Annotated in this window: 24 protein-coding genes; 12 read left to right on the top strand and 12 right to left on the bottom strand. The window is 69.6% G+C overall.

Annotated features, from left to right (window positions below):
- Nucleotides 1-3: 3 nt before the first annotated feature.
- The gene (locus PI86_RS07225) at nt 4-2,757 is read left to right on the top strand and encodes an Hsp70 family protein (RefSeq protein ID WP_039320361.1); all 2,754 of its coding nucleotides are present in this window, start codon (nt 4-6) and stop codon (nt 2,755-2,757) included.
- An 81-nt stretch (nt 2,758-2,838) separates the two neighbouring features.
- Here PI86_RS07225 and ctlX read toward each other — a convergent pair whose 3' ends face one another.
- Together ctlX and PI86_RS07215 are read right to left on the bottom strand one after the other, a co-directional pair.
- Entirely contained in the window at nt 2,839-3,840 is a 1,002-nt protein-coding gene (gene ctlX / locus PI86_RS07220) for a citrulline utilization hydrolase CtlX (RefSeq protein WP_039320359.1), read from the bottom strand.
- A gap of 58 nt (nt 3,841-3,898) precedes the next feature.
- A complete protein-coding gene (locus PI86_RS07215) occupies nt 3,899-4,978 on the bottom strand; it encodes an ornithine cyclodeaminase (protein ID WP_039320356.1) in 1,080 nt (359 codons plus the stop codon).
- A 296-nt stretch (nt 4,979-5,274) separates the two neighbouring features.
- On the opposite strand from PI86_RS07215, the gene PI86_RS07210 reads away from it, so the two are divergent.
- Complete coding sequence (locus PI86_RS07210) at nt 5,275-5,706, top strand: Lrp/AsnC family transcriptional regulator (protein WP_006479718.1); 432 nt, start codon at nt 5,275-5,277, stop codon at nt 5,704-5,706.
- A 77-nt stretch (nt 5,707-5,783) separates the two neighbouring features.
- Nucleotides 5,784-5,990, top strand: coding sequence for a hypothetical protein (locus PI86_RS07205; protein ID WP_235362702.1), 207 nt, complete (start codon nt 5,784-5,786; stop codon nt 5,988-5,990).
- A gap of 53 nt (nt 5,991-6,043) precedes the next feature.
- Here PI86_RS07205 and PI86_RS07200 read toward each other — a convergent pair whose 3' ends face one another.
- Together PI86_RS07200 and PI86_RS07195 are read right to left on the bottom strand one after the other, a co-directional pair.
- On the bottom strand, nt 6,044-7,465 hold the full coding sequence (locus tag PI86_RS07200) for a sensor histidine kinase (protein WP_014900298.1): 1,422 nt from the start codon (nt 7,463-7,465) through the stop codon (nt 6,044-6,046).
- Nucleotides 7,452-8,117: a response regulator transcription factor gene (locus PI86_RS07195; RefSeq protein ID WP_014900297.1), complete on the bottom strand. Its 666-nt coding sequence runs from the start codon at nt 8,115-8,117 to the stop codon at nt 7,452-7,454. The genes PI86_RS07200 and PI86_RS07195 overlap by 14 nt, the downstream gene beginning before the upstream one ends.
- Before the next feature lie 237 nt (nt 8,118-8,354).
- Here PI86_RS07195 and PI86_RS07190 point away from each other — a divergent pair, with 237 nt between their 5' ends.
- From PI86_RS07190 to PI86_RS07175, 4 genes are all read left to right on the top strand, one after another.
- Entirely contained in the window at nt 8,355-9,380 is a 1,026-nt protein-coding gene (locus PI86_RS07190) for an ABC transporter substrate-binding protein (protein ID WP_039320333.1), read from the top strand.
- A gap of 113 nt (nt 9,381-9,493) precedes the next feature.
- The gene (locus PI86_RS07185; protein WP_039320331.1) at nt 9,494-10,804 is read left to right on the top strand and encodes an MFS transporter; all 1,311 of its coding nucleotides are present in this window, start codon (nt 9,494-9,496) and stop codon (nt 10,802-10,804) included.
- A gap of 95 nt (nt 10,805-10,899) precedes the next feature.
- Nucleotides 10,900-11,175, top strand: coding sequence for a YlcI/YnfO family protein (locus PI86_RS07180; RefSeq protein ID WP_039320328.1), 276 nt, complete (start codon nt 10,900-10,902; stop codon nt 11,173-11,175).
- Nucleotides 11,172-11,471, top strand: a complete 300-nt coding sequence (locus tag PI86_RS07175; protein ID WP_039320325.1) for a type II toxin-antitoxin system RelE/ParE family toxin — start codon at nt 11,172-11,174, stop codon at nt 11,469-11,471. The genes PI86_RS07180 and PI86_RS07175 overlap by 4 nt, the downstream gene beginning before the upstream one ends.
- Before the next feature lie 39 nt (nt 11,472-11,510).
- Here the strand turns inward: PI86_RS07175 and PI86_RS07170 are convergent, their stop codons facing one another.
- Nucleotides 11,511-13,307, bottom strand: a complete 1,797-nt coding sequence (locus PI86_RS07170; RefSeq protein WP_039320322.1) for a sensor histidine kinase — start codon at nt 13,305-13,307, stop codon at nt 11,511-11,513.
- Nucleotides 13,304-13,951 (bottom strand): response regulator, encoded by a 648-nt coding sequence (locus PI86_RS07165; RefSeq protein WP_039320319.1) that lies wholly within the window; start codon nt 13,949-13,951, stop codon nt 13,304-13,306. The genes PI86_RS07170 and PI86_RS07165 overlap by 4 nt, the downstream gene beginning before the upstream one ends.
- 306 nt (nt 13,952-14,257) lie before the next feature.
- On the opposite strand from PI86_RS07165, the gene PI86_RS07160 reads away from it, so the two are divergent.
- Together PI86_RS07160 and PI86_RS07155 are read left to right on the top strand one after the other, a co-directional pair.
- A complete protein-coding gene (locus tag PI86_RS07160; protein WP_039320316.1) occupies nt 14,258-14,710 on the top strand; it encodes a hypothetical protein in 453 nt (150 codons plus the stop codon).
- A gap of 102 nt (nt 14,711-14,812) precedes the next feature.
- A complete protein-coding gene (locus PI86_RS07155; RefSeq protein ID WP_039320313.1) occupies nt 14,813-16,831 on the top strand; it encodes an LssY C-terminal domain-containing protein in 2,019 nt (672 codons plus the stop codon).
- A 122-nt stretch (nt 16,832-16,953) separates the two neighbouring features.
- On the opposite strand, the gene PI86_RS07150 is transcribed toward PI86_RS07155, so the two are convergent.
- From PI86_RS07150 to PI86_RS07135, 4 genes are all read right to left on the bottom strand, one after another.
- The gene (locus PI86_RS07150) at nt 16,954-17,508 is read right to left on the bottom strand and encodes an arsenate reductase/protein-tyrosine-phosphatase family protein (RefSeq protein ID WP_039320310.1); all 555 of its coding nucleotides are present in this window, start codon (nt 17,506-17,508) and stop codon (nt 16,954-16,956) included.
- A gap of 227 nt (nt 17,509-17,735) precedes the next feature.
- The gene (locus PI86_RS07145; RefSeq protein WP_039320307.1) at nt 17,736-20,198 is read right to left on the bottom strand and encodes an alpha/beta hydrolase fold domain-containing protein; all 2,463 of its coding nucleotides are present in this window, start codon (nt 20,196-20,198) and stop codon (nt 17,736-17,738) included.
- Complete coding sequence (locus PI86_RS07140) at nt 20,185-21,912, bottom strand: GMC family oxidoreductase (RefSeq protein WP_039320304.1); 1,728 nt, start codon at nt 21,910-21,912, stop codon at nt 20,185-20,187. Before PI86_RS07140 ends, PI86_RS07145 begins: the two co-directional genes overlap by 14 nt.
- A gap of 26 nt (nt 21,913-21,938) precedes the next feature.
- The gene (locus tag PI86_RS07135; protein WP_039320302.1) at nt 21,939-23,360 is read right to left on the bottom strand and encodes a coniferyl aldehyde dehydrogenase; all 1,422 of its coding nucleotides are present in this window, start codon (nt 23,358-23,360) and stop codon (nt 21,939-21,941) included.
- Between the two features lie 145 nt (nt 23,361-23,505).
- Between PI86_RS07135 and PI86_RS07130 the strand changes: the two genes are divergently transcribed.
- Nucleotides 23,506-24,552, top strand: a complete 1,047-nt coding sequence (locus PI86_RS07130; RefSeq protein WP_039320300.1) for an AraC family transcriptional regulator — start codon at nt 23,506-23,508, stop codon at nt 24,550-24,552.
- A gap of 58 nt (nt 24,553-24,610) precedes the next feature.
- Nucleotides 24,611-25,120: a GNAT family N-acetyltransferase gene (locus tag PI86_RS07125; protein ID WP_039320298.1), complete on the top strand. Its 510-nt coding sequence runs from the start codon at nt 24,611-24,613 to the stop codon at nt 25,118-25,120.
- Nucleotides 25,121-25,213: 93 nt separating this feature from the next.
- On the opposite strand, the gene PI86_RS07120 is transcribed toward PI86_RS07125, so the two are convergent.
- The gene (locus PI86_RS07120; RefSeq protein WP_039320295.1) at nt 25,214-25,669 is read right to left on the bottom strand and encodes an Lrp/AsnC family transcriptional regulator; all 456 of its coding nucleotides are present in this window, start codon (nt 25,667-25,669) and stop codon (nt 25,214-25,216) included.
- A 117-nt stretch (nt 25,670-25,786) separates the two neighbouring features.
- Here PI86_RS07120 and PI86_RS07115 point away from each other — a divergent pair, with 117 nt between their 5' ends.
- On the top strand, nt 25,787-26,332 hold the full coding sequence (locus tag PI86_RS07115) for an RBBP9/YdeN family alpha/beta hydrolase (RefSeq protein ID WP_039320293.1): 546 nt from the start codon (nt 25,787-25,789) through the stop codon (nt 26,330-26,332).
- A gap of 95 nt (nt 26,333-26,427) precedes the next feature.
- On the opposite strand, the gene PI86_RS17375 is transcribed toward PI86_RS07115, so the two are convergent.
- Nucleotides 26,428-26,731 (bottom strand): hypothetical protein (locus tag PI86_RS17375; protein ID WP_039320291.1); only part of this gene is annotated, 304 nt, incomplete at its 5' end.

Genomic DNA, 26,731 nt, shown 5'->3' with positions numbered 1-26,731 from the left:
GCGATGAAGCGCTATACGGTCGGCATCGACCTCGGCACCAGCAACACGGTCGTCGCATACGTCGAGGCCGGCTCCGACGCGATCCGCGTGTTCGACGTCGAGCAGCTGGTCGGCCCCGGCGCGGTGGCCGCGCAGCCGCTGCTGCCGTCGGTGCGCTATCACCCGGCGGCGGGCGAACTGCCGCCGGACGCGCTGCGCCTGCCGTGGGCGGCCGCTCCGAAGGCAAACGCGAACGCGGCCGCCGCCGCTGCGCCGCCGGCCGTGATCGGCCGCTATGCGCGCACGCTCGGTGCGCAGGTGCCGGGCCGGCTCGTCACCAGCGCCAAGAGCTGGCTGTCCCACGCATCGGTCGACCGCCTCGCGGCAATCCTGCCGTGGGGCGCGGCCGACGGCGTCGACAAGGTGTCGCCGGTCGACGCGAGCGCGAGCTATCTCGCGCACGTGCGTGCCGCGTGGGATGCACGCTTTCCCGATGCGCCGCTCGCGAAGCAGGACGTGATCCTCACGGTGCCCGCGTCGTTCGACGACGGCGCGCGCGCGTTGACGGTCGAGGCAGCCAGGCGCGCGAAGCTGCCGGCGCTGCGGCTGCTGGAAGAGCCGCAGGCCGCGTTCTACGACTGGTTGTACGGCCAGCGCGCGACGCTGCGCGACACCTTCGCCGGGGCGCGTCGCGTGCTGATCTGCGACGTCGGCGGCGGCACGACCGATCTCACGCTCGTCGACGTCGCGCCGGGCGACGACGGCGAACCGACCTTCACGCGCGTCGGCGTCGGCAATCACCTGATGCTCGGCGGCGACAACATGGACCTCGCGCTTGCGCGCCTGGTCGAGACGCGGCTGACCGAGCCCGGCACGCGGCTGTCGGCCGCGTGCCTGTCGCAGCTCGTCGAACGCTGCCGCGCGGCGAAGGAGCGGCTGCTCGGCGACGACGCGCCGGCCTCCGTCACCGTGACGCTGCTCGGCGCGGGCAGCAAGCTCGTCGGCGGCGCGCGCTCGGCCGAGCTGACGCGGCAGGAAGTCGAGCAGATCGTCGTCGACGGGTTCTTTCCGCAGGTCGCGGCCGGCGAGCTCCCGCGCCGTGCGCGGGCCGCGATCGTCGAATTCGGCTTGCCGTATGCGAGTGACCCGGCCGTCACGCGGCACGTCGCCGCGTTCCTGAACCGTCACGCGGAAGGCCCGCTGCCCGACACGCTGCTGCTCAACGGCGGCGTGTTCCGTGCGGACGTGCTCGCCGGCCGTCTCGCGCAGACGCTCGGCGCGTGGCGCGGCGCGCCGCTCGACGTGCTGCACAACGCGCATCCGGACGTCGCGGTCGCGCGCGGCGCGGTGGCCTACGGCCTTGCGCGGGCAGGGCATGCGCCGCGCATCGGCGGCGGCTCCGCGCGCAGTTATTTCCTCGTGCTCGACGATGGCGGCGATGCAGCGGCACGCGGTGTCTGCCTGCTGCCGCGCGGTTCGGAAGAAGGCCGCGAGATCCGGCTCGAGGAACGCACGTTCGCGCTGCAGCTCGGCCAGCCGGTGCGTTTCCACCTCGTGTCGACGGTGGCCGAAACCGCATACCAGCCCGGCGATCTGGTCGAACTGGACGGTGGCGACTTCGTGCGGCTGCCGCCGATCGCGACGGTCGTCGATCGGCAGGCCGGCGGCGACGCGCGCGAAACGCCGGTGAAACTCACCGCGTCGCTGACCGAGGTCGGCACGCTCGAAATGCACTGCATCGCAACCGATGATGCAGCGCGGCGCTGGCGGCTCGAATTCCAGTTGCGCGGCGATGCGCCCGCGCAGGGCGACGATGCCGCGCTCGCGCGCCATCCGCGTCTCGATCACGCGATCGAGCTGATCGACCGCTCGTTCGGCAGCAAGGCCGCGGACGTTACGCCGAAGGACACGCGACGGTTACGCGCGCAACTTGAGCAGGTGCTCGGTCCGCGCGACGAGTGGGACGTTGCACTCGCACGCGAACTGTTCGACGCGTTGCTCGCGCGGGCGCGTCGCCGGCGGCGTTCGGCCGATCACGAACGCGCATGGCTGAACCTCGCCGGCTACTGCCTGCGCCCGGGCTTCGGCCATCCGCTCGATGCCTGGCGCATCGAGCAGCTGTGGCCGCTGTTCGACGACGGGATCCAGTACGTGAACGACGCGCAGGTATGGTCCGAGTGGTGGACGCTTTGGCGGCGCGTGGCCGGCGGCCTCGACGACGACGCGCAGACGCAGGTGCGCGACGCGATCGCGTTCCTCGAGCCGTCCGACGACAAGCGTCGCAAGCTGCCGTTCGACCCTGCCAAGGTCGGCCCTGCCGACATGACACGCTTGTCCGCGTCGCTTGAACGACTGCCTGTCGGGCGCAAGGTGGAACTGGCCGAGCGATTGATCGTGCAATTGCAGAAGCCGGCAGAGCGCACGCTGTGCGCGTGGGCGCTCGGGCGGATCGGTGCGCGCCGGCCGTTCTACGGCAGCGCGCACAGTGTCGTGCCGGCCGACGTCGCGAATCGCTGGCTCGATGCGCTGTTCGCGCTCGACTGGAAGCACGTCGAGCCCGCGGCCTTCGCCGTCGCGCAAATCGCGCGAATGACCGGCGACCGCGAGCGCGATCTGCCGGACGAGACGCGTGAGGCGGTGATCAGGCGCCTGTCGGTCGCGAATGCGTCGGCAGCGTGGATCGACATGGTGCGCGAAGCGATTGCGTTCGACGAAGCCGACACGGCGCGCGTGTTCGGCGAGACGCTGCCGGCCGGGTTGAAGCTGCTGGCAGGTTGATTGAAAGGCGGGATGCTTCGATCTGGTGTGCAGATCGAAGCATTGTCCGGTTGCGTCGGAGCTTCCGCCGCGGCAGGTCTCTCAGGTGTGCGACACCGGTTCGCGGCGCCGTTCCGGCGATTCGATTTCCTTCGCGTCAGGTGCCGCCGCGCGCCGCGCGAGGTGAATGCCCGCGAGCATGCAGCGCACCGATCCGCCGGCCAGTTCGATCGTCGGCACGTCGAGCGGCAGCAGCCGCGCGGAGCGCTCGATCGTCCCGCGCTGCTCGTCGGTGAGACAGTCGAAGGCGCGCCGCGACAGTGCGAGCACGCGCCCGTCCTTGCCCGACAGTTCCAGCGTATTGCCCGCGAAGTTCGCGATCTGCGCGTGGTCGAGCGCGATCACGGTGCGCCCGGTCTCGGCCAGGCGTTGCGCGATCTCGTCGCGGCGCCGGCGGTCGGCGATCAGGTCGAGGCCGACCATCGCGAACTCGGTGGCGACGCTCATCATCACGTTCGTGTGATAGATCGGGTTCCCGTTGGCGTCGGCCGTGTCGAAGCAGATCGGCTCGAAGTTGAAGTTCGTGCAGAAGCGCTCGAGCGCGACCGGATCGGCGCGGCGCGAACGCGCGGTGTACGCGATCCGCGCGACATGGTCGAGCACCATCGCGCCGGTGCCTTCCAGGAACACGTCGTCGTATTCGAGCCCCGAGTAGTCGATCACGTCCTGCACGCGGTATTCGGCCTTCAGCATCTCGACGATGTCCGCGCGCCGCTCGCGGCGTCGGTTCGGGCTATACATCGGATACAGCGCGATGTGTCCGCCCGGATGCGTCGAGAACCAGTTGTTCGGGAACACCGAGTCGGGCGTGTCGCGCTCGCCGTGATCGTCGAACACATGCACGCGCACGCCTGCGTCCGCGAGCGTCTGCGCGGCGGCGGTGACTTCGTCGCGCGCGGCGGCCGACACCGACGGCGTGTCGTTCGCGCCGCCGGCGGCCGTGCGCTGGAAGGCGTTGTCGGCCGCGGTCTGCGGGTTCGGCAGGAAGTGGTGCGGCCGGATCATCACGACGGCGGCCGGCGCCTGGATCGATACGAGATTCATGGATGGTAAAGGCGAGAGGCGGGGAACCGGGCGGCGCGCACGCCGCCCGCGATGACGATCAGCGCGCGAATGCGGCGACGGCTTCGGTCACGAACGCCGCGTGACCCTGCGCGATCGCAGCCGGATCGTCGATCAGCGCGAACAGGTTCTTCGGATCGACGGCCGGCGGAATCAGCGCGATTTCGACGCCCGCGTTGTGCTGCTGCGCGAGCGCGTACAGGTAGCGCAGCGCCGAGTAGTCCTCGAGCGCGAAGCCGACCGAATCGAACACCGTGACTTCGTCCGCGCGTTCGCGGCCGGTCGTCTCGCCCTGCAGCACGCGCCACAGCTCGGTCACCGGGAAATCGGCCGGCATTTGCTGGATCTCGCCCTCGATGCGCGACTGCGGCTCGAATTCGACAAACACGCGGCCCGCGTGCAGCACGCCCGCTTCGAGCTCGGTCTTGCCCGGGCAATCGCCGCCGACCGCGTTCAGGTGCATGCCGGGCTCGATCATGTCGGCCGTGACGATCGTTGCGTACGCCTTGTCGGCGGTGACGGTCGTCACGATGTCGGCGCCGCGCACGGCGTCGGCGGTCGATGCGGCGCGCACGACGCGCAGTGCCGGATAGGCGGCGAGGTTCTGCACGAGCTTGTCGGTCGCGTGCGGATCGACGTCGAACACGCGGATCTCCTCGATGCCGAGCAGCGTGTGGAACGCGATCGCCTGGAATTCGCTCTGCGCGCCGTTGCCGATCAGCGCCATCGTGCGCGAGTCGGGGCGCGCGAGCGCCTGTGCGGCCAGCACCGACGTCGCGGCCGTGCGCAGCGCGGTGGTCAGCGTGAGTTCGGCGAGCAGCAGCGGGTAGCCGGTGTCGACTTCGGCGAGTGCGCCGAAGGCCATCACCGTGTGCATCCCGCGTGCGGCGTTGACTGGGTGGCCGTTCACGTACTTGAACGCGAACAGCGATGCGTTCGCGACGGGCATCAGCTCGATCACGCCGTCGCGCGAGTGGCAGGCGATGCGCGGCGACTTGTCGAAGTCGGCCCAGTGCAGGTAATCGGCGCGCAGCGTGTCGACGAGCTCACGCAGGAACGGCGTGACGCCGGTCTTGGCGATCAGTCGGGCAGTTGCGGGTACGTCGAGGAAGCGAGTCATCGGTCTGTCTCCATTTTTTTGCCGGGACGGGTGTCCTGGCGTTCTGGTCGACCGGGGCGGGCGCTTCGGCCCGGGCCCCGGCTCCATGAAAAGCGGTGTCGCGGCGGATGCTGCCGGTCGATGGAGTCATTATTTCCGGGAGTCGAGCCAACAAAAAGACGGCAAAAGTGGCAGATTTATCGATAGACTTGGCAAATTGCTGGCCAATTCCGGCAGTTTGTACGATACGTACTAGTCGGAATGCATGCGGTCCGGCACGCTGGCGGCCGGCTCACGTTCAACAGGAAGGTCCGTTCATGATTACGCTCGACGACGTCGACCGGCAGCTCATCGCGCTGCTGCGCGACAACGCACGGCTGCCCGTCGTCGCCCTCGCGAAGGAGTTGCGCGTCGCGCGCGCGACGGTGCAGAACCGGCTGACGCGGCTGGAGAAGAACGGCGTGATCGTCGGCTATACGGTGCGGCTCAAGCCGGCGGCCGAGCGGCACCGGATCCGCGCACTGATGTCGATCGCGGTGCAGGGCAATCGCGGTGCGGAAGTGGTGAAGGTGCTGCGCGGGCATCCGAACGTCGCGTCGATCCACAGCACGAACGGGCGCTGGGATCTGGTCGCCGAGCTGCATGCCGATTCGCTCGAGCACTTCGATCGCGTGCTCGGCGCGATCCGGTTGATCGACGGCATCGCGAATACGGAGACGAGCATTTTGTTGTCGACGCACAAGGCGTGACGAAAAGCACTTGGCGTGCCGAAACCCAGGGCAGGTTGACGTTCTCCGGACATCGAACGCCACGAGGGCGCCGCGCCATGTTGACCGATTCCATTCAGAAAGCCGGCTACGACTTCGAACAGCGGGACCCACCAGGCGCGACGGACTACCCGTCGTTTACGCAGGCATTCGATGCATTCCCGCGGATCGCGCAGCATGCCGAGGGGAACGAATTGCAGGACGGCCCGTTGCCTGCGCGTGTGCTGCAGCATGACGACGATCGTGACAGCGACAGCGACGACTGAGCATCTGTCGCCGGTTGGCGTTCGAACGGCCGTATGTCAAATACTCCGGTAGCCTAAGCTTTGTCCGCGTGCGTCGTCGCCGCCCGCGGAAACGTCAACACCACCGCAAACCCGCCCGCATCGGGAAACGCGAACCCGACGCGCCCGCCGTGCGCCTTCATCACTTCCTGCACGATCGCGAGCCCGAGCCCCGACCCCGTGCGGCGCTCGCTGCCATCCGGCGCGATCCGCACGAACGGCTGCAACGCCGCATCCCAATGCTCGCGTGGAATCCCGCGCCCGTTGTCGGTGACGGTCAGCGTCACCGCATCGTCCGCATGACCCGCCGTGGCGACCGATACGACGATATCGTCCGCATGACCATGCAGCAGCGCGTTGTGCAGCACGTTCGACAGCGCCTCCTGCAGGCTGATCGCATCGCCGTCGATCCACGCATGCGGCGCGTCGCTCGCGAACGCGACGGCCACGTCGCGCTCGTCCGCGAGCGGAATCGCGCGGCCGAGCACGTTCTTCGCGAGCGCGACGAGCTCGACCGGTTGCAGCGGCACGGCCTCGGTGCGATGGATCACCATCGCATGATTGAGCAACTGCCCCGTGAGCCGCCCGACATCCGAGCAGGTCGCGCGCAATGCATCGAGGCGCGCCGCATGACGCGCGGGATCGGCTTCGCCGTCGAGCAGTTCGATCTGCGCGTCGAGCCGCGCGAGCGGCGTGCGCATCTGGTGCGCGGCGTCGGCGATGAAGCGCTGCATCGCGTTGATGCGCTCGGCCAGGCGATGCATCAGCCCGTTGATCGAACCGATGATCGCATCGATCTCGCTCGGCGTATCGACGGCCACCGGCCGCAGGTCGGCCGGGTCGCGCGCGGCGATGATCGCGCCGATCTGCGCGAGCGGGCGCAGCCCGCGCCGGATCGCGAGGCCGCTCGCACCGATCGCGAGCACGCTCATCAGCAGGATCAGCGTCCACACCTTGATGCTCATGTCGTTGGTCAGCTGCTGCCGCGCATTGGTTGTCTGCGCAACCGTGACGAGCGCCCAGCCCGGCGTGCTTTCCTCGGGCATGTAGCGCGCGATGGTCGCGGTGCGGATCCGGTGCCCCTGGTAGACGGCGTTCGCGAACGCGGGGCCCTGTTTCGCGGCGGCGAGCGTCGCGGGGCTCGCGAGATCGTTGTAGCCGGCCACCACCACGCCGCGCGAATCGACGACCTTGTAGTAGACGAGGTCGTAGCGCGACAGCGTCGACAGCGCGGCCACCGGCGGGTTCAGCGCGAGCACGCCGCCCTGCACGTACAGGTTCTCCGCGACCTGGATCGACGCGCCGGCGAGCAGCTGGTCATAGGCGCGTTCGGCCGCGACGCCCGCGTAGTAGCGCGCGATGATCGCCAGCGCGAGCGCGCCGGTCGCGACGACGAGCGCGATGAACAGCAGCGTGCGCCCGAACAGCGTCTTCGGGAACCAGTCAATGCGCGGCAATCTGATACCCCATCCCGCGCGCGGTGCGGATCTCGACCGAGCTGCCCTGCAGCTTCTTGCGCACGCGTGTCACGTATTGCTCGACGGCGTTCGCGGTCGGCTCGTTGCCGAAGCTGAACAGCTGGTTCAGCAGCTCGTCCTTCGAGAAGATCCGCTGCGGGCGGCTGGCGAGAATCTCGAGCAGCGCGAACTCCTGGCGCGACAGCGACAGCGGCTGGCCGTCGAGTTCCGCGAGACGGCTGCTGCGGTCGATCACGAGGCCGCCGAGCGTCAGCACGTCGTTCGCATGGCCGCTGTTGCGGCGCAGCAGCGCCTGCACGCGCGCGTCAAGCTCGCGATAGTCGAACGGCTTCACCAGATAGTCGTCGGCGCCGAGGCCGAGGCCGCTCACGCGGTCGTCGATCGCCGAGCGCGCAGTGACGAGCAGTACCGGCGTCGTGCTGCCCGACGCGCGCAGGTGGCGCAATACCGTGAAGCCGTCGAGCCCGGGCAGGTTCGCATCGAGCACGACCAGATCGAAGCGCTCGACGCGCAGCAGGCTGTTCGCGGTCGAGCCGTCGGTTTCGAGATCGACGGCGTGGCCGAGCCGCGCGAGGCGGCTACGGATCGCCGCGCCGATTTCGGCATCGTCCTCCACCACGAGAATGCGCATGGTGCCGTTTGCAGGTAGATGGGTTTAGGGGTTTTCCCGAGGCCGGGATGTCAGCATTTTCTCAGACTCGCTCGATAACCTGTGTCCAGCCGGAACAAGCGACGACGGCATTAATACCAGAGGAGACGACAACATGCAGCATGTCACGGGCACGACGCAGGCGCGGCCGACGGTGCGCAGACGCGCGCCGCTGGCTGCCGCGTTGCCGCCCGCCGCCTGCTGCGCGGAGGCGCGCGCATGACGACGTCGTCGCGCCGCCGCGCGTTGCTCGCCGCCGGCCTCGGTGCACTGGGCGTGCTCGGGGCGCGGTCGCTGGTGCGCGCGAAGCCGCGCACCGTGCGGATCTCGAAAGGCTATGGCGTGCTGTACCTGCCGCTGCTCGTGATGGAGAAGCAGCGCCTGTTCGAGCGGCACGCGGCGCGGCACGGCCTGCGCGACGTCGCGGTCGACTGGGTGCTGCTCGACGGCGGCAATTCCGTCAACGACGCGATGATGGCCGGCACGCTCGACTTCGCGGGCGCCGGCGCGCCGGGTTTCATCGAGCTGTGGGCGCGGGCGCGCGGGATTCCGAACGTCGAGGTGATCGGCATCAGCGGGCTGTCGACCACGTCGCTGTCGCTCAATGCGAACCGTCCGGGCCTCGCGTCGCTGCGCGACTTCACGCCGTCCGACCGGATCGCGGTGCCGGGTATCCGCACGTCGCTGTCGGCGGTCGTGTTGCAGATGGTCGCGAGCCGGCAGCTCGGCGCGACGCATTTCGCGCAGCTCGACTCGATCACCGTGAACCTGCCGCATCCGCAGGCGATGCAGGCGCTGATCCGCCGCGAGAACGGCGTCACCGCACACTTCACGTCGCCGCCGTTCTCGACGCTCGAATTGCGGCAGCCGGGCATTCATCGCGTCGTGAACTCGGTGGACGTGCTCGGCCCGATGACGCTCGACGTGGTGTTCGCGCCGAAGCGGCTCGTCGACGCGGAGCCTGCGCTGGCCACGGCGTTTCTCGGCGCGCTCGACGAAGCGAACCGCCTGATCGCGCAGGACCCGCGCGCGGCGGCCGCGCTGTATGCGTCGTCGTCGGGGGTCGGCGTGTCGCACGACGACGTGATGCAGATGCTCGCCGCGCCGGACACGCGGTTCTCGGTGCGGCCGAACCAGCTGATGGACTACGTCGAATTCCTGTACCTCGCCGGCACGATCAAGGCGAAGCCGCGCGCGTGGCACGAGATGTTCGCGCCGATGCTCGACGACTACCGGACGGGCTGAGCGCCGCCGTCCGTCGCCGGACCCCGATTTCATCGAACCCCACCGCGCCCGCGCATTCGTTGCGCGTGGCGCCGATTCAACCGACCAGCAACCGATTCACGGAGGAGCCCGTAGTGAACGCTACCGAAACCCTGGACCCCGCGTCCGCCGAAGAGCAGCGCATCATGTCGAAGATGGCGCGGCGCCTGCTGCCCATCCTCGTCGTGATGTTCCTGATCGCATTCATCGACCGGCAGAACGTCGGTTTCGCGAAACTGCAGATGGTGCACAGCCTCGGGATGACCGAGGCCGCGTTCGGTCTCGCGTCGTCGCTGTTCTTCATCGGCTACCTGCTGTTCGAGGTGCCGAGCACGCTCGCGCTGCATCGCTACGGCGCACGCGTGTGGCTCGCGCGGATCATGCTGACGTGGGGTCTCATCACCGTGCTGATGGGCTTCACGACGTCGATGCCCGCGTTCTGCTCGCTGCGCTTCCTGCTCGGGATCGCCGAGGCCGGCTTCTATCCGGGCGTGATCTATTACCTGACGCTGTGGTTCCCGCAGAGCTACCGCGCGAAGGTGCTCGGCATCTTCACGCTCGGCAGCGCGCTCGCGAACATGCTCGGCTCGCTGGTCGGCGGCGTGCTGCTGAGCCTGAACGGCGTGTGGGGGCTCGCGGGCTGGCAGTGGGTGTTCGTGGCGACGGGCATTCCGGCCGTGATCGTCGCGATCGTCGTGTTCCGCGTGCTGCCGGCATCGTTCCGCGATGCACCGTTCCTCGACGAACGCGAGAAGCAGATCGTCGCGGCCGCGCTCGAACGCGAGAAGCCCGCGCAGGCCGAGCACGGGCAGCCGTGGAAGGCGCTGCTCGATCCGCGCGTGATGCTGTTCGCGGCGACCTACATGCTGATGTCGACGTCGCTGTACGGCGTCACGTACTGGCTGCCGACGCTCGTGAAATCGTTCGGTGTGTCGAGCAGCATGAACGGACTCCTGAGCATGCTGCCGTGGGCGCTCGCGGTGCTGCTGCTGGTGTGGCTGCCGTCGAAGCTGCGCCGCGCGAAGAGCATCCTGCGCACGATCGCGATCGTCGCGGCGCTCGGCGCGCTCGGCTTCCTGCTGAGCCTCGTGCTGCCGTCGACGCCGCTGCGCTTCATCGCGCTCGTGCTCGGCGGCGCGTGCATCCCGCTGCTGTATCCGTGCTTCTGGTCGATGCCGCCGCGCTACTTCACCGGCGCGCGGGCGGCAGCGAGCGTCGCGGCGATCAATTCGATCGGCAACCTCGGCGGCTTCATCAGCCAGAACCTGATGCCGTTCGCGGGCAAGGTGACGGGCACCGCGTTCGGGCCGATGATCGTGCCGATCGTGTGCCTCGCGTTGCTCGGGATCGGCGCGCTGGTCGCGTGGACGCGCTCGGAGCGGGGGATGGTCGCGGCGCGGGCGTGAGCGGTCTTGACGGCCCGGCTACAACGAACGGCCGACTGCCGTCGATTTGGGCGATGCGCTACCATGCATTACATATGTAATGCATGGAGAGTGCAATGAAAACGGCCACGATGCCCGCGCTGCGCGTCGATCCGCAGTTGCGTGAGGAAGCGGAATCGGTCCTGGCGGAAAACGAGACGCTGTCTGCGTTCATGGAGGCGGCGTTGCGCGATGGCATTGCTCGGCGACGCCTGCAGCGCGAATTCGTCGCGCGAGGTTTGGCGTCGCGTGACGACGCGCGGCGAACGGGCGAATACGTCGATGCCGCGGATGTTCAGCGCGAGCTCGAGCGCATGCTGAAAGCGGCTCGTTCGAAGAAGGCGGCCGATTGAGCTATCAGGTCCGATATACGCGCGCGGCGCGCGAAGACTGGGTGCGACTGTATCGATATCTGCTCGACCGTGATGAGGAAGCGGCAGCGAGGGCGTTGGAAGCAATCGAACGAGGCGTGGCCATGTTGCGATGGTTTCCGTTTACCTGCCGCAAGATCGATGAGCGCAATCCGTTCCTGCGCGAACTGATCGTTTCCTTCGGTACGTCAGGCTACGTCTCGTTGTTCGAGATCGAAAGTGCAGAACAGGTCACGATCCTCGCCGTTCGGGATCAGCGGGAAGACGACTTCCACTGATCCCCGCAGCGGCATTCCGCCGCTGCTGCTTGAACCGCTTTACCTGTCAGTGCCCGACGCCCCCCGTCCGTCATGCGCAATCGCGACATGCGCGGACGACAACGGAATCTCCACCTCCACCGTGGTCCCTTCGCCGAGCGTCGTATCGATCCGTAGCGTGCCGCCGACCAGGTACGCGCGCTCGCGCAGGCCCACCAGCCCGAACGATCCCGACTTGCGCGGCGCACCGGGATCGAAGCCCGCGCCGTCGTCATGGATCCTCAGCGCGATCGTGTCGTCCCGGTACAACAGATCCACGGTCGCGCTCGACGCGGCCGCATGCCGCGCGACGTTCGCGAGCGCTTCCTGCGCGATGCGGAACACGGCCGTCGCATACGGTTCGTCGAGCTGCAGCTCGGCCGGCTCGACGCGCAGCGCGCACGCCATGCCGTGACGGTGCCGGAAATCGTCCACGAGCCATTGCATCGCGGCCGCGAACCCGAGATCGTCGAGCATCAGCGGGCGCAGGTCGGACGCGATGCGTCGCGTGGCCGTCACCGCGCCGCGCGCGAGCGCGTGCATCGCCGCGATCTTGCGCGCAAGCGGCGCGTCGTCCTGCGGCACGTGGTCGAGCAGCCATTCGAGATCGTTCTTCAGCGCCGCGAGCATCTGCGCGAGCTCGTCGTGCAGTTCGCGCGCGATGCGGCGCTGTTCGGCCTCGCGCGCGCTCGCGCTGATCGCCGCGATCTCGCGCAGCTCCTCGCGCGACTTCTGCAGCGCCCGCTCCGCGCGCACGCGCTCCTCGACTTCGCGCCGCAGGTCGCGGTTCGACGCGCTCAACTGGGCGGTGCGGGCCGCGACACGCTGCTCGAGCCGTTCGTTCGCCTCGTTGAGCTGCGCGCTCTTCTGCACGACGAGCAGATGCTGATAACGCGCACCGGCCAGCGCGCGCACCGTCTGCGCATGCAGCCGGCCGTTCTCGAACAGCAGCGCGAACAGCACGACGCCCGACGCGACGAGGCCGTACGTGCGTCCCGCGTAGAAGCCCAGGTCGAAGCGGCCGTGATTCAGCATCGCCGACAGCGCGATGTCGAACAGCCAGGCGACGAGCACGATCATCACCCACAGGTCGAGCACGGAATGGCGCCGCCGCAGCCGCCACATCAGCACGAGCGCGGCGAGGTTCAGCGTCCAGACGGTCGTGATCGCGTTCGTCATCGTCGACGCCATCCGGTTGCCGTTCATGATGCGTGGCAGCAGGTCGTGGCCGGTGGTCGCGAGCAGCGCGAGCGCGACGGTCGCGCCGGCGGCCACGACGATGCACAGCAGGATCGGAATCGCCGCGCGGCGCTGCGCAAGCGCCGGCGGCCGGGCGCGCGGCGTCACGCGCAGCAGCACGTACGCGGCGACCGCCAGCGGAAAGCCGCCGTGCCAGAACAGATAGAGCCATGCGGTGGTCTGTTCGCCCGCGCCGAGCAGGCCGGTCGGCGTGAACAGCCCGGGAAAGGTCAGCATATGGGTGCCGGCCATGAAGCCCGTGAACAGGTAGCCGCCCGCGAGCGCGAGCAGCGATTTCTCGCGCAGGATCGCGTACTGGCCGAGCAGCAGGCCGGCCGTCACCATGTCGTTGACGACGATCGCCGACTGGTACACGGGGATGAATGCCTGCGCCTGGGCCAGCTGCACGCCCGCGAACGGCGCGAGCGCGGCGAAGATCACTGCCGACACGATCACCGTCGCGATCGCGAGCCGCCGCTCGGGCCGGCCCGGCGGCAGCGACGACATGAACAGGCGTGACGGGTCCTGCGGGTCCTGCGCGTCGTCGGCAGCGGGGCGGAAGCGGGATGCGGTCGTCATGCGTCGTCGCCACCGAGGTCGAGATCGTGCCGCACCGCATAGCGGACCAGCGCGGCTTCGTGCGGCAACGCCATCTTCTCGAGGATCCGCGTCTTGTAGGTGCTGACCGTCTTCGCGCTGAGCGTGAGTTCCGACGCGATCCGCGTGACCGTCTGGCCGGCGACGATGCGGCGCATCACGTCGAGCTCACGCGCGGACAGCCGTTCGTGCGGCAGCAGGTCGGCGGGGGCGCGCAGCGTGCGCGCCAGGCTCTCGGCCGCCGACGGGCTCACGTAGACGCCACCCGCCGCGACCTTGCCGACCGCCTCGACGAGTTCGGCGGTCGCGCTGTCCTTGGTCAGATAGCCGGTCGCGCCGGCCTTGAACGCGCGCGCGGCGTACTGCGTTTCCGCATGCATCGTCAGCACGAGCGTGCGCAGCGACGGCGCATGCGCCTTGACGAGCCGGATCAGCTCGATGCCGGTCGGCGCGGGCATCGACAGGTCGAGCAGCAGCACGTCGGCGGTGCCGCGCTCCGCCAGCGCGAGCGTGGCCGCGCCGTCGCTCGCCTCGCCGACGATTTCGAAGCCGCCGGCCGTTTCCAGGATGTGACGCAGTCCGTCCCGCATGACTGCGTGATCGTCAGCCAGAATTACCCTGATCATCTAGCGTCCTCTTCGGGATGACGCCGCGGACTGCGCTGCCGGTTGTCGCCGCGGCCGTTCTTCTGAGCAATATATTCCGCCGAAGCCGGAAATGGTGCACCTGCGGGAAATTTTTGAGACATCCGGGAATGGAATGTGTCTTGTATCGAAATGATCAGCATGAAATGGTACAGGCGACAGGGCCAGATGGGGTGGGTATTCCCGGGGACGTTGCCGCCGGCGGGAGGGGGCGACGCCTCACGAACGGGCCTGATTCAGAGATAAACTGGTGCCCGATTGACCCGTGCCATCCGAGGAGTCTCCACGATGATCGATCTCGCCGAGATACTGCCGTCCGCGCTGCCCGACGCCGTCGCCTGGGCCGACACGCAGGCGGCGAACGGGCTGGCGAACGGCGTGCCGCTGACGCCCGCGCAGGCCGCCGATGCACGTGCCGTGGGCGTCTCGCAGCCGGAGCGGATCCGTCTCGTGATTGCCGACCGGCTGCCGTTCCCCGACACGCCTGCGCTGGGCGCGATCGCGCGCGACACGGGGCTGCTGTCGCCCGGGACGATCGGCCTTACGCTCGGCCATGCGGTGTTCGTGCTGCGCGGCCACGACACGCGGCGCCTGCTCACGCACGAGTTCCGCCATGTGCACCAGTATGAAGCGGCCGGATCGATCGGCGAGTTTCTCGCGCGCTACCTCCTCGAGATCGCGACGGTGGGCTACCACGATGCGCCGCTCGAGGCCGATGCGCGGCAGTTCGAGTTCGACTGACGTCGCCGGCCGGCGCGAACGCGCGCGCACTCCGATGAACCTTCCACACGCCTTCGCGGGCCCGGCGCATGCAGGCCGCACCGCGACACCGCGCGGCCCGCGATGAGCGACACGATCCACGCGTGGCTCGGCGCGATCGGCGCGCATCCGGTGCTGGTGCTGGCGATCGTGTTCGTCACCGCCTGCGCCGAGGCCATCGCGCTGGTCGGCACGATCGTGCCGGCCGGCGCCGTGATGTTCGCGGCCGGCACCCTGATCGGCGCGGGCGCGCTCGATGCGTGGACGACGATCGGCGTCGCGGCCGCCGGCGCGATCGTCGGTGACGGGGTCAGCTACGAGCTCGGACGGTACTACCGCGGTGCGATCCGGAACGGCTGGGTCCGGCTGGGCTACGCGGATGCGTATGCGCGCGGCGAGCAGTTCGTGCTGCGGCACGGCATGAAGAGCATCGTGCTCGCGCGCTTCCTGGCGCCGGTGCGCGCGGTCGTGCCGGTCGTGGTCGGCTGCGCGACGCTGCCGCGCCGTTCGTTCTATCCGGTCAACGTCGTGTCGGCGCTGATCTGGGCGCCCGCGCACGTCGCGCCGGGCATCCTGTTCGGCGCGTCGGCGGCGCTGGCCGCGGCGATCAGCGTGCGGGTCGCCGCGATCCTGCTGGTGGTTGCCGCGCTGGTCGCGCTCGTATGGATCGGCGTGCGCGTCGCGCTGCGGCGTGGCTGGCCGTTGCTGGGCCGCGCGGCCGGCGCGGCCTTGCATGCGTGCGTGCGGCGCTGGCCGCGCTTCGGCGCACGGCTGCACGGCGCGATCGACCGGATGCGCCGCCTGCCGGGCGCCGTGCCCGGGTTCGCGCTGCTGTTCGTCGGCTGCGTGTGGCTGTTCGCCGGGATCGTGCAGGACGTCGTCGCGAACGATCCGCTGATGCACGCCGACATCGCGCTGTACGCGTTCCTGCAGAACCTGCGCACGCCGCCCGCGGACGCCACGATGCGCGCGCTCGCCGTGCTGCATGGACGCGATACGGGGCTGATCGTCGCGGCCGCGTTTCTCGTCTGGCTGTTGATTCATCGCTGCTGGATCACGTCCGCCTGGTGGCTCGCGACGGTCGGCATCGCGGTCGTGCTCGTGCCGGCGTTCGGCGCCGGCACGCCCGGTGCGACGCCCGCGAGCCTGCCGCCCGGCGCGCTGCACGTGCCGTTGCCCGATGCCGACGCGGCGTTCGCGATGCTCGCGAGCAGCGGCATCGGCTGGGTGCTGGCGCGCGACCGGCCCGCGCTGTGGCGCATTCCGGTCGTGACGGCGGTCGTGCTGTGGATCGTGCTCGGCGGCTTCGCGCGGCTGTATGTCGGCGATACCTGGCTGTCCGGCTTGCTTGGCGGCTGGAGCCTCGGGCTCGCGTGGTTCGCGGTGCTGGCCGGCGCTCATGCGTACTGGCAGGTGGGCGAGCACGTGCAGCCGAGGGGGGCGCTCGTCGCGGTGCTCGTCGTGCTCGCGACGGCCGGCGTCTGGACGGTGCCCGCGCAATGGCAGCTCGATCGTGCGGCGCGTCCGCATGTGGGCGACGTCGTCGCGATGACCGTCGACCAGTGGCTGCGCGGCGGATGGCAGCGCGTGCCGACGCGCCGCACCGAGATCGGCGGCGATCGCGAGGAATATCTGCTGCTGCAATGGTGCGCGACTTCGGATACGCTCGATCGCCATCTTTCGCTGGCCGGCTGGCAACGGGCGACGCCGTGGTCGCCCGCGACCGCGCTGCGCTGGCTGTCGCCGCAGGTGCCGGCCGAGGCGCTGCCGGTGCTGCCGCGCTACACGCATGGCGAGAGCACGCGCCGCGTGTTCGTCCGCGTCGATCCGGCCCGGCCGGACAGCCGCCTCGTGCTGCGGCTGTGGCGTTATCCGTATGTGCTGCAGGATGCGCTCGGCCTGCGGCCGCTGTGGTACGGCGCGCTGTATCGCGAGACGCTGCACCGGCCGGCGCGGCTGATGACGACCGTGCGCACGACGACGATCGACGATACGGCGACGATCGCGCAGGCGCTGCAGGTCGAGCCGACGATCGAGAGGCCGCCGGCGGGGATGAGCGCGGCGCCGGCCGCGATGCTGCTCGTGTGGATGGTGCAGCCTTGACGGCCGTGTGCGGTATTACGCGTGCGCCGGCTGCGCGGGGACGACGGACAGGCGCAGGCCGATGGTCAACCCGCCGGTCGCTGCCGCACGACGCGACGGGCGACCCGGCGGGCCCACGCGCGTTACGGTTTCGCGGGCGCGGCCGTCGCGACCTTGTCGAGTGCGGCCGGGAGGAACGCGTCGAGCTGCGCGGTCACCGATTCGTAGAAGGCGATCGGCTTGCCCCACGCGTCGGGCACGTCCTTGTGCTCGCCGGTCGCATATTCGGCGAGCGTGAACACCTTGCCCGCGGCCGACGGATAGAGCGCGAGCACCTTGTCCTTGTGCTTGTCGGTCATCGTCAGGATCACGTCGGAGTGCTTCACGTCGTTCGCGTTCAGTTGCACCGCACGATGCGCGGACGTGTCGAGCCCGCGCCGCTTCATCAGGATCACGCCGTTTTCCTCGGGCCTTTCGTCGTACGGATCCTCGTCGACCGCGCGCGAGATCACCGCGATGTGCGCGTGCCGTTGCGCGATCAGTTGTCCGGCGATCGCTTCGGCCATCACGCTACGTCCGGTATTGCCCGTGTCGACGAATGCGACCTTCTTCGGTTCGTCCGCGAATGCCGACGTCGCGCACTGGACGCCCAGGCAACAAAGCAGGGCAAGCGTCTTGAGGGTGTGGCTTTTTTTCACTGGTGTCTCCGCAAGTTTTGGGGGAGCCGCCGCGCCATGGCGGCGCGGCGGCTTGCGGAGATCATGCCGGCCGCGCGTGTCGGAAAAAAATAAACGGCAGGTTTTGGCAAGCGGGCGTCGCATTGTTGCAAGCGGGCACGGTGACGGCGCACGCGCCGTCCGTCCGTCCGGCCGACCGAGGCAGCCGGGCAACGCCGACTCGCTCGCCGTGCATCACCGGTTCATCGCTACGCCGCTGCCGTTGCGTTCCCCGTCACCCGCTGCGCAGCAAACCCCGCTAGCGTCCGCAACGCATCCCGTGCCGAGCGCAGATAGAACGCCTGCAGATGAAACACATGCCAGCGCGCGGCATGAATCTCCAGCCGGCACGGCACGCCGCAGGCGAGCGCATGATCTGCGAGCCGCTGCGCATCCGACAGCAGCACCTCCTGGTCCCCGGCCTGCACCAGCATCGGCGGCAAGCCGCGCAAGTCGGTGTCGAGCGGGCCGCGCGCCGCAACCGAGCCGGCGCCGTGGTACCAGCGCAAGCCCTGCTCGAGCCAGCCGCGCCGGATCATCGGATCGTCGTGGCGGCGCGATGCCAGCGTTGCGCCGCCCAGCGCCGGGTCGGTCACGGGCGAGATCAGCAGCAGCGCGGCCGCGGCGGGCTCGCCACGCTCGCGCAGCGCAATGGCGAGCGCCAGCGCGAGCGCGCCGCCGGCCGAATCGCCGGCAATGACGATCCGCTGCGGCGCGTAGCCTTGCGCGCGCAACGCGGCGTAGGCGGCCAGCGCGTCGTCGAGTGCCGCGGGGCTCGGATGCTCGGGTGCGAGCCGGTAGTCGGGCACCCACACCGGCAGGCCGGCTTCGGCCGCGAGCCGCGTGGTCACGCCGCGATGCGTGTGCGGGCCGCCGAGACAGAACGCGCCGCCGTGCAGATAGAGGATCGCGCCGCCCGCGTCGCCGCACTTCGGCGCGATCACTTCGACCGGCACGCCAGCCGCGGCAGTCCGGTAGCGCAGCGTGCCGCCCGCGCCCGGCATCAGCGGCGACAGCAGCGCGACGACGCGACGTTGCATGCGCGCGCCGAACGGCGGCCCGATCAGCGGCCGGAACGCGACGCGCAGGAAGCCGCGCAGCGACGCGGCGGCGAGCGCCTCCACGCGGCCGGCAGGCGGCGCGACGACGACACCGTGCGTCGGCGTGGCGGGGCCGGGCAGCGGCTGCGTGAAGCGGTACGCGGACAGCCCGGTGAAGCGCGTGATCCATCGATAGGTCAGCGTGAAGCCAGGCCAGTTGGTGCTGTTGTGGCCCGACGCATCGACGTACCAGCTCTTGCAGCCGCTCCACACCGAGCCTTCGAGCCGCTGCTGCACGTGTGCGTTGAAGCGCCGGTAGCGGCGCGGGTCGACGTCGACCGCGCTCGCGCCGTCGCGCCGCATCGCGCGCACGCAGCGCATCACGTGTGCGATCTGGCTTTCGAGCATGTAGACGATCGAGTTGTGGCCGAGGTTGGTGTTCGGGCCGTACAGCATGAAGAAGTTCGGAAAGCCCGGTACGGTGAGCCCGAGATACGCCTGCGCGCCGCGTCGCCAAGCGTCGTTCAGGTCGAGCCCGTTGCGGCCCGTGATGCGCATCGGCGACAGGAACGACGTGGCCGCAAAACCGGTGCCGTAGACGATCGCGTCGACCGGGTGGTGCACGCCGTCGTCGGTCTCGATGCCGTCCTCGGTCACGCGCCGGATGCGCTGTGTGACGAGCTCGACGTTGTCGCGGGCGATCGCGGCGAGGTAGTCGCTCGACAGCAGGATCCGCTTGCAGCCGATCGGATAGTCGGGCGTGAGCCGTTCGCGCAGCGCGGGGTCGCGCACGTCGCGCGCAAGCAGCTTGCGGAACGGCCGGCCGACCGCGACATCCATCAGCCCGCGCAGCCGCGTGAATGCGATCGCACGCGATTCGTAGCGCACGTAGATCGACGCGCGATGCAGCTTCATCGCCCACGGCAGCCGGCGGAACAGCGCCCGCTCCCACGGGCGATACGCGCGGTCCGGGCGCGGCATCACGTAGGCCGGCGAACGCTGGAACACGACGAGGCGCTCGACGTCGCCGGCGATCGCGGGCACGAACTGGATCGCCGATGCGCCGGTGCCGACCACGGCCACGCGCTTGCCCGCGAGCGGATAGTCGTGATCCCAGTGCGCGGAGTGGAATGCGCGGCCGCGGAACGTGTCGATGCCGCGCAGGTCGGGCAGCGCGGGCCGGCTCAACTGGCCGGTGCCGCTCACGAGCACGGCGGCGCTGAGCACGGTGCCGTCGGCGAGCGTGACCTCCCACAGCGCGCGGGCCTCGTCATAGCGCGCGCGCTCGACCTCGGCGCCGAAACGCAGGTAGCGCGCGAGGCCGTACTTGCGCGCGCAATGCTGCAGGTACGCATGGATTTCGGGCTGCGGCGCGAACACGCGCGACCAGTTCGGGTTGGGCTCGAACGAGAACGAGTACAGGTGCGAGGGCACGTCGCACGCGGCGCCCGGGTAGCGGTTGTCGCGCCACACGCCGCCGACGTCGTGCGAGCGTTCGACGATCATGAAGTCGTGAATGCCGGCGCGTTGCAGCGCGACTGCCATGCCGATGCCGGCGAAGCCGGCGCCGATGATGAGCACCGCCAGCGGCGCGGCCGGTGCGGCGGGACGGGGGGCTTCAGGCGATGACATGGCGGGTTTCCTCGAGCTGGGTCGCATCGTGCGACGCGCACGACGCGGGAACGGTGTCGCGGTGTGCCGGCGCGGCGGCCGGTTCGCATTCGGTGTCGGCAGGTGCGCGTGCCGGCGTACGCTGCACGCCGCGCATCAGGTCGACGGCCTTCTCGGCGATCATGATCGTCGGTGCGTTGGTGTTGCCGCCGATCAGCGTCGGCATGATCGACGCATCGACGATGCGCAGCCCCTGCAGGCCGTGTACGCGCAATTGCGGATCGACGACCGCGAGCGCGTCGCGTCCCATCCGGCACGTGCCGACCGGGTGATACACGGTGTCGGTGCGCCGGCGCAGCACGTCGCGAATCTCGTCGTCGGTCGTCACGTTCGCGGTGAACATGTCGCGCGTGATCCATTCGGCGAGTGCCGGCGCTTCCATCAGCCGGCGCGTGAGCCGGAAGCCGGCGACCATGTCGTCGACGTCGCGCGGATCGTCGAAGAACGCGGGGTCGATGCGCGGCGCGGCGAGCGGATCGGCGCTGTGCAGCGTGACCGAGCCGCGGCTGCGCGGCCGCAGCAGGCACACATGGCACGACAGCCCGTGGCCGGCGTGCAGCCGGCGCGCATGATCGTCGACGAGCGCGACCACGAAGTGCAGTTGGATGTCGGGTGCATCGAGGTCGGCTCGCGTCTTGAGGAAGCCGCCGCCTTCCGCGAAATTCGACGTCAGCATCCCGCGCCGTTCGCGGCGAAAGCGCGCGAACTCGCGCAGCATGCGCAGCCCGCCGCGCGCGGACACGCCCAACGTGTCGACGCTGCGCGCGCGGTAGCCGAGGATGAAGTCCGGATGATCCTGCAGGTTGCGGCCGACGCCGGGCAGGTCGGCCCGCACCGGGATGCCGAGCCCCTGCAGTTCGCGGGCCGGACCGACGCCCGACAGCATCAGCAACTGCGGCGTCTGCAGCGCGCCGGCCGCGAGCACGACTTCGCGCCGTGCGCGCAGCGTGCGGACTTCGCCGTGCTGCCGCACCTCGACGCCCGTCGCACGCGTGCCGTCGAACAGGATGCGCAGCACCTGCGCGTGGGTTTCCACCGTCAGGTTGTCGCGGCGGCCGACGTGCGGCAGCAGGTACGCGCGCGCCGCGCTCCACCGTTCGCCGTGTTTCTGCGTGACCTGGTAGAGGCCGACGCCTTCCTGCTGGGCGCCGTTGAAGTCGTCGGTGAGCGGCAGGCCGGCCTGCCGTGCCGCTTCCAGGTAGCGCGCATGGAACGGGTTGCCGGTGCGCAGGTCGCTGACCCACAGCGGGCCGTCGCGGCCGTGCCAGGCGTCGTCGAAGCGCTCGTTGTGCTCGCTCAGGCGGAAGTACGGCAGGACGTCGTCGTAGGCCCAGCCCTCGTTGCCGAGCGCGGCCCAGCCGTCGTAATCGACACGATGGCCGCGAATGTAGACCATCGCGTTGATCGCGGATGATCCGCCCAGCGCCTTGCCGCGCGGCTGATAGCCGATGCGTCCGCCGAGCCCCGGCTGCGGCACCGTGTCGAACGCCCAGTTGTTCACGCGGGTCGGCAGCATCGCGACCGCGCCCGTCGGCACGTTGACGATCGCGTTGTCGCCGCGGCCGCCGGCCTCGAGCACGCAGACGGTCACGGCCGGGTCTTCGGTGAGGCGCCCCGCGACGACGCAGCCGCCCGAACCGCCGCCGACGACGATGTAGTCGAAAGTCTTGCTCATGAAATCGTCTCCCGATGGTCGATGGGTCACGCGATGCGCGTGAGCGCGCGCAGCAGCAGGTCGAAGGTCCTGCCGTACGGCGGGTGGAACAGCGCGGTGCCGCTGCGGCGCGCCTGGTGGAACACCGGCTTGTGATGGCTGAACGTGTCGAAGCCCCATTTGCCGTGATACGCGCCGCTGCCGCTCGGGCCGACGCCGCCGAACGGCTGGTGTTCCTGTGCGAGATGCCACAGGCAGTCGTTTACCGTGACGCCGCCCGACACCGTTTCGCGCAACACGCGATCGCGGCGCGCGGCGTCGCGGCCGAACCAGTACAGCGCGAGCGGGCGCGGCCCGCGGTTTACGCGCTCGATCGCGTCGTCGAGATCCGCGTATTCGACGATCGGCAGCACGGGGCCGAAGATTTCCTCGCGCATCACGCGCATTGTGTCGCGCGCGCCGAGCACGAGCGTCGGCGCGAACTTGCGCGAGCCGGCGGGGAAGCGTTCACTGGCCGGATTGACTTCGAGCACGCGTGCGCCGCCGTCGCGCGCATCGTCGACCAGGGCCGCGAGGCGGTCGCGGTGGCGCGCGCCGATGATCGCCGTGTAGTCGGGGTTGGCGACGAGTGTCGGGTAGCGGCGTGCGATCGCGTCCGACACGCGCGCGGCAACGGTCGGCGCGGTGCCGGCGGGCACCAGCAGATAGTCGGGCGCGATGCAGGTCTGGCCGGCATTGAGCAGCTTGCCGAACGCGATACGCCCGGCCGCGTGCGCGACGTCGCACGACGGATCGAGGATCGCCGGCGACTTGCCGCCGAGCTCGAGCGTGACGGGCGTGAGGTTCGCGGCCGCGGCTTGCGCGACGTCGCGGCCGACAGCGGTCGAGCCCGTGAAGAACAGATGATCGAACGGCAGCCGCGCGAATGCCTTCGCGGTGTCGACGTCGCCGGTGACGACGCTCAGTTCGTCGGCGTCGAACGCGCCGGCGACGAGCGTGTCGAGCAGCGCCGACAGTCGCGGCGTCAGTTCCGACGGCTTGACCAGCACACGGTTGCCGGCAGCGAGCGCCGCGACCGCCGGGCCGATCGCAAGCTGCAGCGGATAGTTCCACGGGGCCATCACGCCGACGACGCCGCGCGGTTGCGGCGCGAGCCGGTTGTAGCCGGGCCGGAAGTGCGCGGCGGTCGGCACGCGGCGTTCGCGCATCCAGTGCCGCAGATGCGCGCGTGCATGACGCAGGCCGCTTCGAACCACGAACAGTTCGGCGAGCTGCGTTTCGTGCGCGGAGCGTCCGCCGAAATCGGCGTCGATCGCGCGCACGAGCGCGGCTTCATGCGTATCGAGCAGCGCGCCCAGGCGTTCGAGCCGCGACAGGCGGATCGCGAGCGGCGGGGCGGGATCGCGGGCGAATGCCTCGCGCTGGCGTTCGAAGCGGGCGGCGAGGTCGGGTGGGCGACTCGGTCGCATGGTGTCTCCTCCGGGGGGGCGTTGGCGTCGTTCGGGCGACGACTGATGACGCCGATGGTGCGGGCCGCACGGGAAAACACCAATGCTGCTTGGGGACAATTGTTTTAGTATTTGGGCCAAATCGGCGCTTCGAGGGTTTCTCCGCATGAGCTTCTGGGATTTCACCCGGAGTCCGGCCAGCGCCCGGCTGCTGGTCGATTTCGGCGACGAGCGCGGCGTGCCGCGCACGAAGTTGCTGGCCGGCACGGGCCTCGCGGACGCGCAGCTCGACGACCCCAACGTCGAGGTGACGGCCGCGCAGGAGCTGCGGCTGACCGGCAACCTGCTGCGCGCGCTCGGGCGCGCGCCGGGCCTCGGGTTCGAGGTCGGGCAGCGCTATCACTTCTCCGCATACGGCGTGTGGGGCTACGGGCTGATCGCGAGCGCCACCGCGCGCGACGCGCTGGCGCTGGCGATGCGCTTCCTGCCGCTCACGTATGCGTTCACCGTGATCACGTACCGCGAGGAAGCCGGGACGGGCATGCTCAATTTCGGCGCGCCGGAGCTCGACGCCGACCTGAGCCGGTTTCTCGTCGAGCGCGACATGACCGCCGCGGCCGTGCTGCTGCGCGAAATCGGCGGCGGCGATTTCGCGTTGTCGCGCTTCACGGTGCAGGCTGCGAGTGCGCCGAGCGCCGCCGCGGTTGCGTCGCGCCTCGCCGGCATCGAACCCGCGTTCGGCGCGCGCGCGAACCGCCTCGCGTTCGATCGCGCGTTTCTCGACCGGCCGCTGCCGCATGCGAACCCGCTGACGGTCTCGATGTGCGAGCAGATGTGCGGCCAGCTGGTCGAAGCGCGGCGCGCGCGGGTCGGCACGGCGGAGATGGTGCGGCAATATCTGACGGCGACGCCCGGCAACGTGCCGTTCTCGCTCGAGGACATGGCGCGGCTGATGAACACGAGCCCGCGCACGTTGAAGCGCCGGCTGCAGGAGGAAGGTACGACGTTCCGCGAGCTGCTCGCGCAGGCGCGCGGCGCGATGGCCGAGACGCTGCTCGGCGATGCGCACCTGTCGCTGACGGAGGTGGCCGAGCGGCTCGGCTTCAGCGACCTGTCGAGTTTCTCGCAGGCCTTCAAGCGCTGGTATGGGGTGCCGCCGGGCACCTATCGCAGCGGCCTGCTGCGCGATGACACCCGCGCCGGCGCGGCATAGTGCCATGCGCGTCGGCTGGCACGCGCGCATCCCCCCAACCCTTCACGAGAGAACCCGCATGATCACGCTTCGCCCGATGACCGAAGACGATTTCCCCCGCTTCTGGCCCACCTACCACGCGATCGTCGCCGCGCAGGAGACCTATGCATTCGATCCCGCGTCGACGCGGGAAGCCGCTCGCGCGCTGTGGCTCGACGCGCCGCTCTGCACGTGGGTCGCCGAGGAGGACGGCGTGCTGCTCGGCTCGTACTACCTGAAGGCGAATGCGGCCGGGCCCGGCAATCACGTGTGCAATTGCGGCTACATGGTCAGCGAGGCGGCGCGCGGCAAGGGCGTCGCGCGCCTGATGTGCGAGCACTCGCAGCAGGTGGCGCGCGAGCGCGGTTTTCTCGCGATGCAGTTCAACTCGGTGGTCGCGACGAACGAAGTGGCGGTCGCGTTGTGGCAGAAGCTCGGCTTCGACATCGTCGGCCGGTTGCCGCGCGCATATCGTCACGCGCGGCTCGGCTTCGTCGACTGCCTCGTGATGTTCAAGTGGCTCGGCGACGCAGCGGACGCCGAAGCCTGATTCCGGCGTCAGACGGCGAATTCGGTTCATCCGCCACCGGTGAGCAAGCGCGTTCGATGAGCGGCAACGCGCAACGCCGGGCCGGCGCTGGCTTCAACCCAGCAGCGCTTTCCCGAGCGGCTTGACCGGCTCGGACCGGAGCACCAGCGAAGTCGTGACCGCGCCGAAGCGCGCAATCGCGTCGATGATCGTTTCCAGCTGGCCGGGTGTCGGCACGAGCACCTTTAGCAGGAAGCAGTCTTCGCCGGTCATCCGGTGGATCTCGATGACGTGCGGCATCTCGGCGAACGCGCTCAGCGCCGGCTTGATGTGTTCGTGCGTTGTTTTCAGCCGGATGATGGCCATCATCCCCAACCCGAGTGCCGCCGGATCGATCCGCGCGCCATAACCGGCGATGATGCCGCGCTCTTCCAGGCGCCTGACGCGCTCCGAGGTCGCGGGCTGTGACAAGCCGATGCGCCGGCCGACTTCGGACAACGGCGTGCGCGCATTGTCCTGCAGCGCTTCGATGATCGCGATATCCAGGCGATCGAGCTCTCCGTCCGGCATGTCTGCCTTCCTGTTCCGTTAATTCATCGGGATTCTGTCTCAATATCCGATGACTTGCCATTCCCCGCAGAGGTCCGGCGGGCCAGACTGCGAACTCTCATGTTCATGGAGGCAGGAATGGATCGAAGCATCGTCATCGTGCCGGGGATCGGCAACTCGGGACCGGATCACTGGCAGAGTCACTGGGAGGCGGCGTTTCCGCGCGCCACACGCATTGCGCCGGCGTCGTGGGACAGCCCCGACCTGAGCGACTGGATCGCGGCGCTGGATGCAGCCGTCGCGGAGGCCCGAACCCCGCCGGTCGTGGTCTGCCATTCCCTCGGGTGCCTGCTGTTTGCGCACTGGCACGCGGCTGCAACACGCCCGTTGCACGGGGCGTTTCTCGTGGCGGTGCCCGATCCGGACGGGCCGGATTTTCCGGTCGCCGCACAGGCGTTCGCGCGTTTGCCGGCCGGCGATTTCGGCAGCCGGCCGGTGGTGGCGATCGCCAGTTCGGATGATCCGTACGACCCGTCGGGGCGAGCGATCGCATGGGCCGCGGAGCGCGGCGCGAAACCGCTCGTGCTCGGCGCGCGCGGCCATCTGAACGAGGCTTCCGGGTTGGCGGGATGGGATGAGGGGCGCGCGCTGTTCGCGGCCTTTACGGCAGGACTGGGCGCGTAGCGCATAGCGGGGGCCGGCACTCGGCTGCGCGTTTCCGGGCGACTTGCACGGCATCCCCGCAGCCGGAGCACGCCGGTCTCGCGGCGGGTCAAGGATCATCGGCCGATCGGCGCGCACGCTTCGGCAGTCGAGATCGACGCACGCCGACAGACGGATTCCGCATCGACGACGCCCGGGCCGTCACGCCGCGTCGGCGGTGCGGGCGCCAGGCCCGTACCGGCCTCGAACCACGACGGAGACACCCCCTTGCGCGCAGCGCCGCAACCGGAGCATGCCGGCCAGACGCAGACGCAGACGTAGACGTAGACGTAGACGTAGACGCAGACGCAGACGCAGACGCAGACGCAGACGTAGACGTAGACGCAGACGCAGACGTAGACGCAGACGTAGACGTAGACG

It is taken from the genome of Burkholderia sp. A9, from assembly GCF_000801975.1.
Note: the sequence above shows the minus strand (reverse complement) of the source record. Positions and strands in the feature narration are given on the sequence as shown.

Bases quoted from the DNA above. Each gene is read 5' to 3' on its own strand.
- PI86_RS07225 (WP_039320361.1), top strand. From the start codon at position 4: ATGAAGCGCTATACGGTCGGCATCGACCTCGGCACCAGCAACACGGTC.
- ctlX (WP_039320359.1), bottom strand. From the start codon at position 3,840: ATGAATCTCGTATCGATCCAGGCGCCGGCCGCCGTCGTGATGATCCGG.
- PI86_RS07215 (WP_039320356.1), bottom strand. From the start codon at position 4,978: ATGACTCGCTTCCTCGACGTACCCGCAACTGCCCGACTGATCGCCAAG.
- PI86_RS07210 (WP_006479718.1), top strand. From the start codon at position 5,275: ATGATTACGCTCGACGACGTCGACCGGCAGCTCATCGCGCTGCTGCGC.
- PI86_RS07205 (WP_235362702.1), top strand. From the start codon at position 5,784: ATGTTGACCGATTCCATTCAGAAAGCCGGCTACGACTTCGAACAGCGG.
- PI86_RS07195 (WP_014900297.1), bottom strand. From the start codon at position 8,117: ATGCGCATTCTCGTGGTGGAGGACGATGCCGAAATCGGCGCGGCGATC.
- PI86_RS07190 (WP_039320333.1), top strand. From the start codon at position 8,355: ATGACGACGTCGTCGCGCCGCCGCGCGTTGCTCGCCGCCGGCCTCGGT.
- PI86_RS07180 (WP_039320328.1), top strand. From the start codon at position 10,900: ATGAAAACGGCCACGATGCCCGCGCTGCGCGTCGATCCGCAGTTGCGT.
- PI86_RS07170 (WP_039320322.1), bottom strand. From the start codon at position 13,307: ATGACGACCGCATCCCGCTTCCGCCCCGCTGCCGACGACGCGCAGGAC.
- PI86_RS07165 (WP_039320319.1), bottom strand. From the start codon at position 13,951: ATGATCAGGGTAATTCTGGCTGACGATCACGCAGTCATGCGGGACGGA.
- PI86_RS07160 (WP_039320316.1), top strand. From the start codon at position 14,258: ATGATCGATCTCGCCGAGATACTGCCGTCCGCGCTGCCCGACGCCGTC.
- PI86_RS07155 (WP_039320313.1), top strand. From the start codon at position 14,813: ATGAGCGACACGATCCACGCGTGGCTCGGCGCGATCGGCGCGCATCCG.
- PI86_RS07145 (WP_039320307.1), bottom strand. From the start codon at position 20,198: ATGTCATCGCCTGAAGCCCCCCGTCCCGCCGCACCGGCCGCGCCGCTG.
- PI86_RS07140 (WP_039320304.1), bottom strand. From the start codon at position 21,912: ATGAGCAAGACTTTCGACTACATCGTCGTCGGCGGCGGTTCGGGCGGC.
- PI86_RS07135 (WP_039320302.1), bottom strand. From the start codon at position 23,360: ATGCGACCGAGTCGCCCACCCGACCTCGCCGCCCGCTTCGAACGCCAG.
- PI86_RS07130 (WP_039320300.1), top strand. From the start codon at position 23,506: ATGAGCTTCTGGGATTTCACCCGGAGTCCGGCCAGCGCCCGGCTGCTG.
- PI86_RS07125 (WP_039320298.1), top strand. From the start codon at position 24,611: ATGATCACGCTTCGCCCGATGACCGAAGACGATTTCCCCCGCTTCTGG.
- PI86_RS07120 (WP_039320295.1), bottom strand. From the start codon at position 25,669: ATGCCGGACGGAGAGCTCGATCGCCTGGATATCGCGATCATCGAAGCG.
- PI86_RS07115 (WP_039320293.1), top strand. From the start codon at position 25,787: ATGGATCGAAGCATCGTCATCGTGCCGGGGATCGGCAACTCGGGACCG.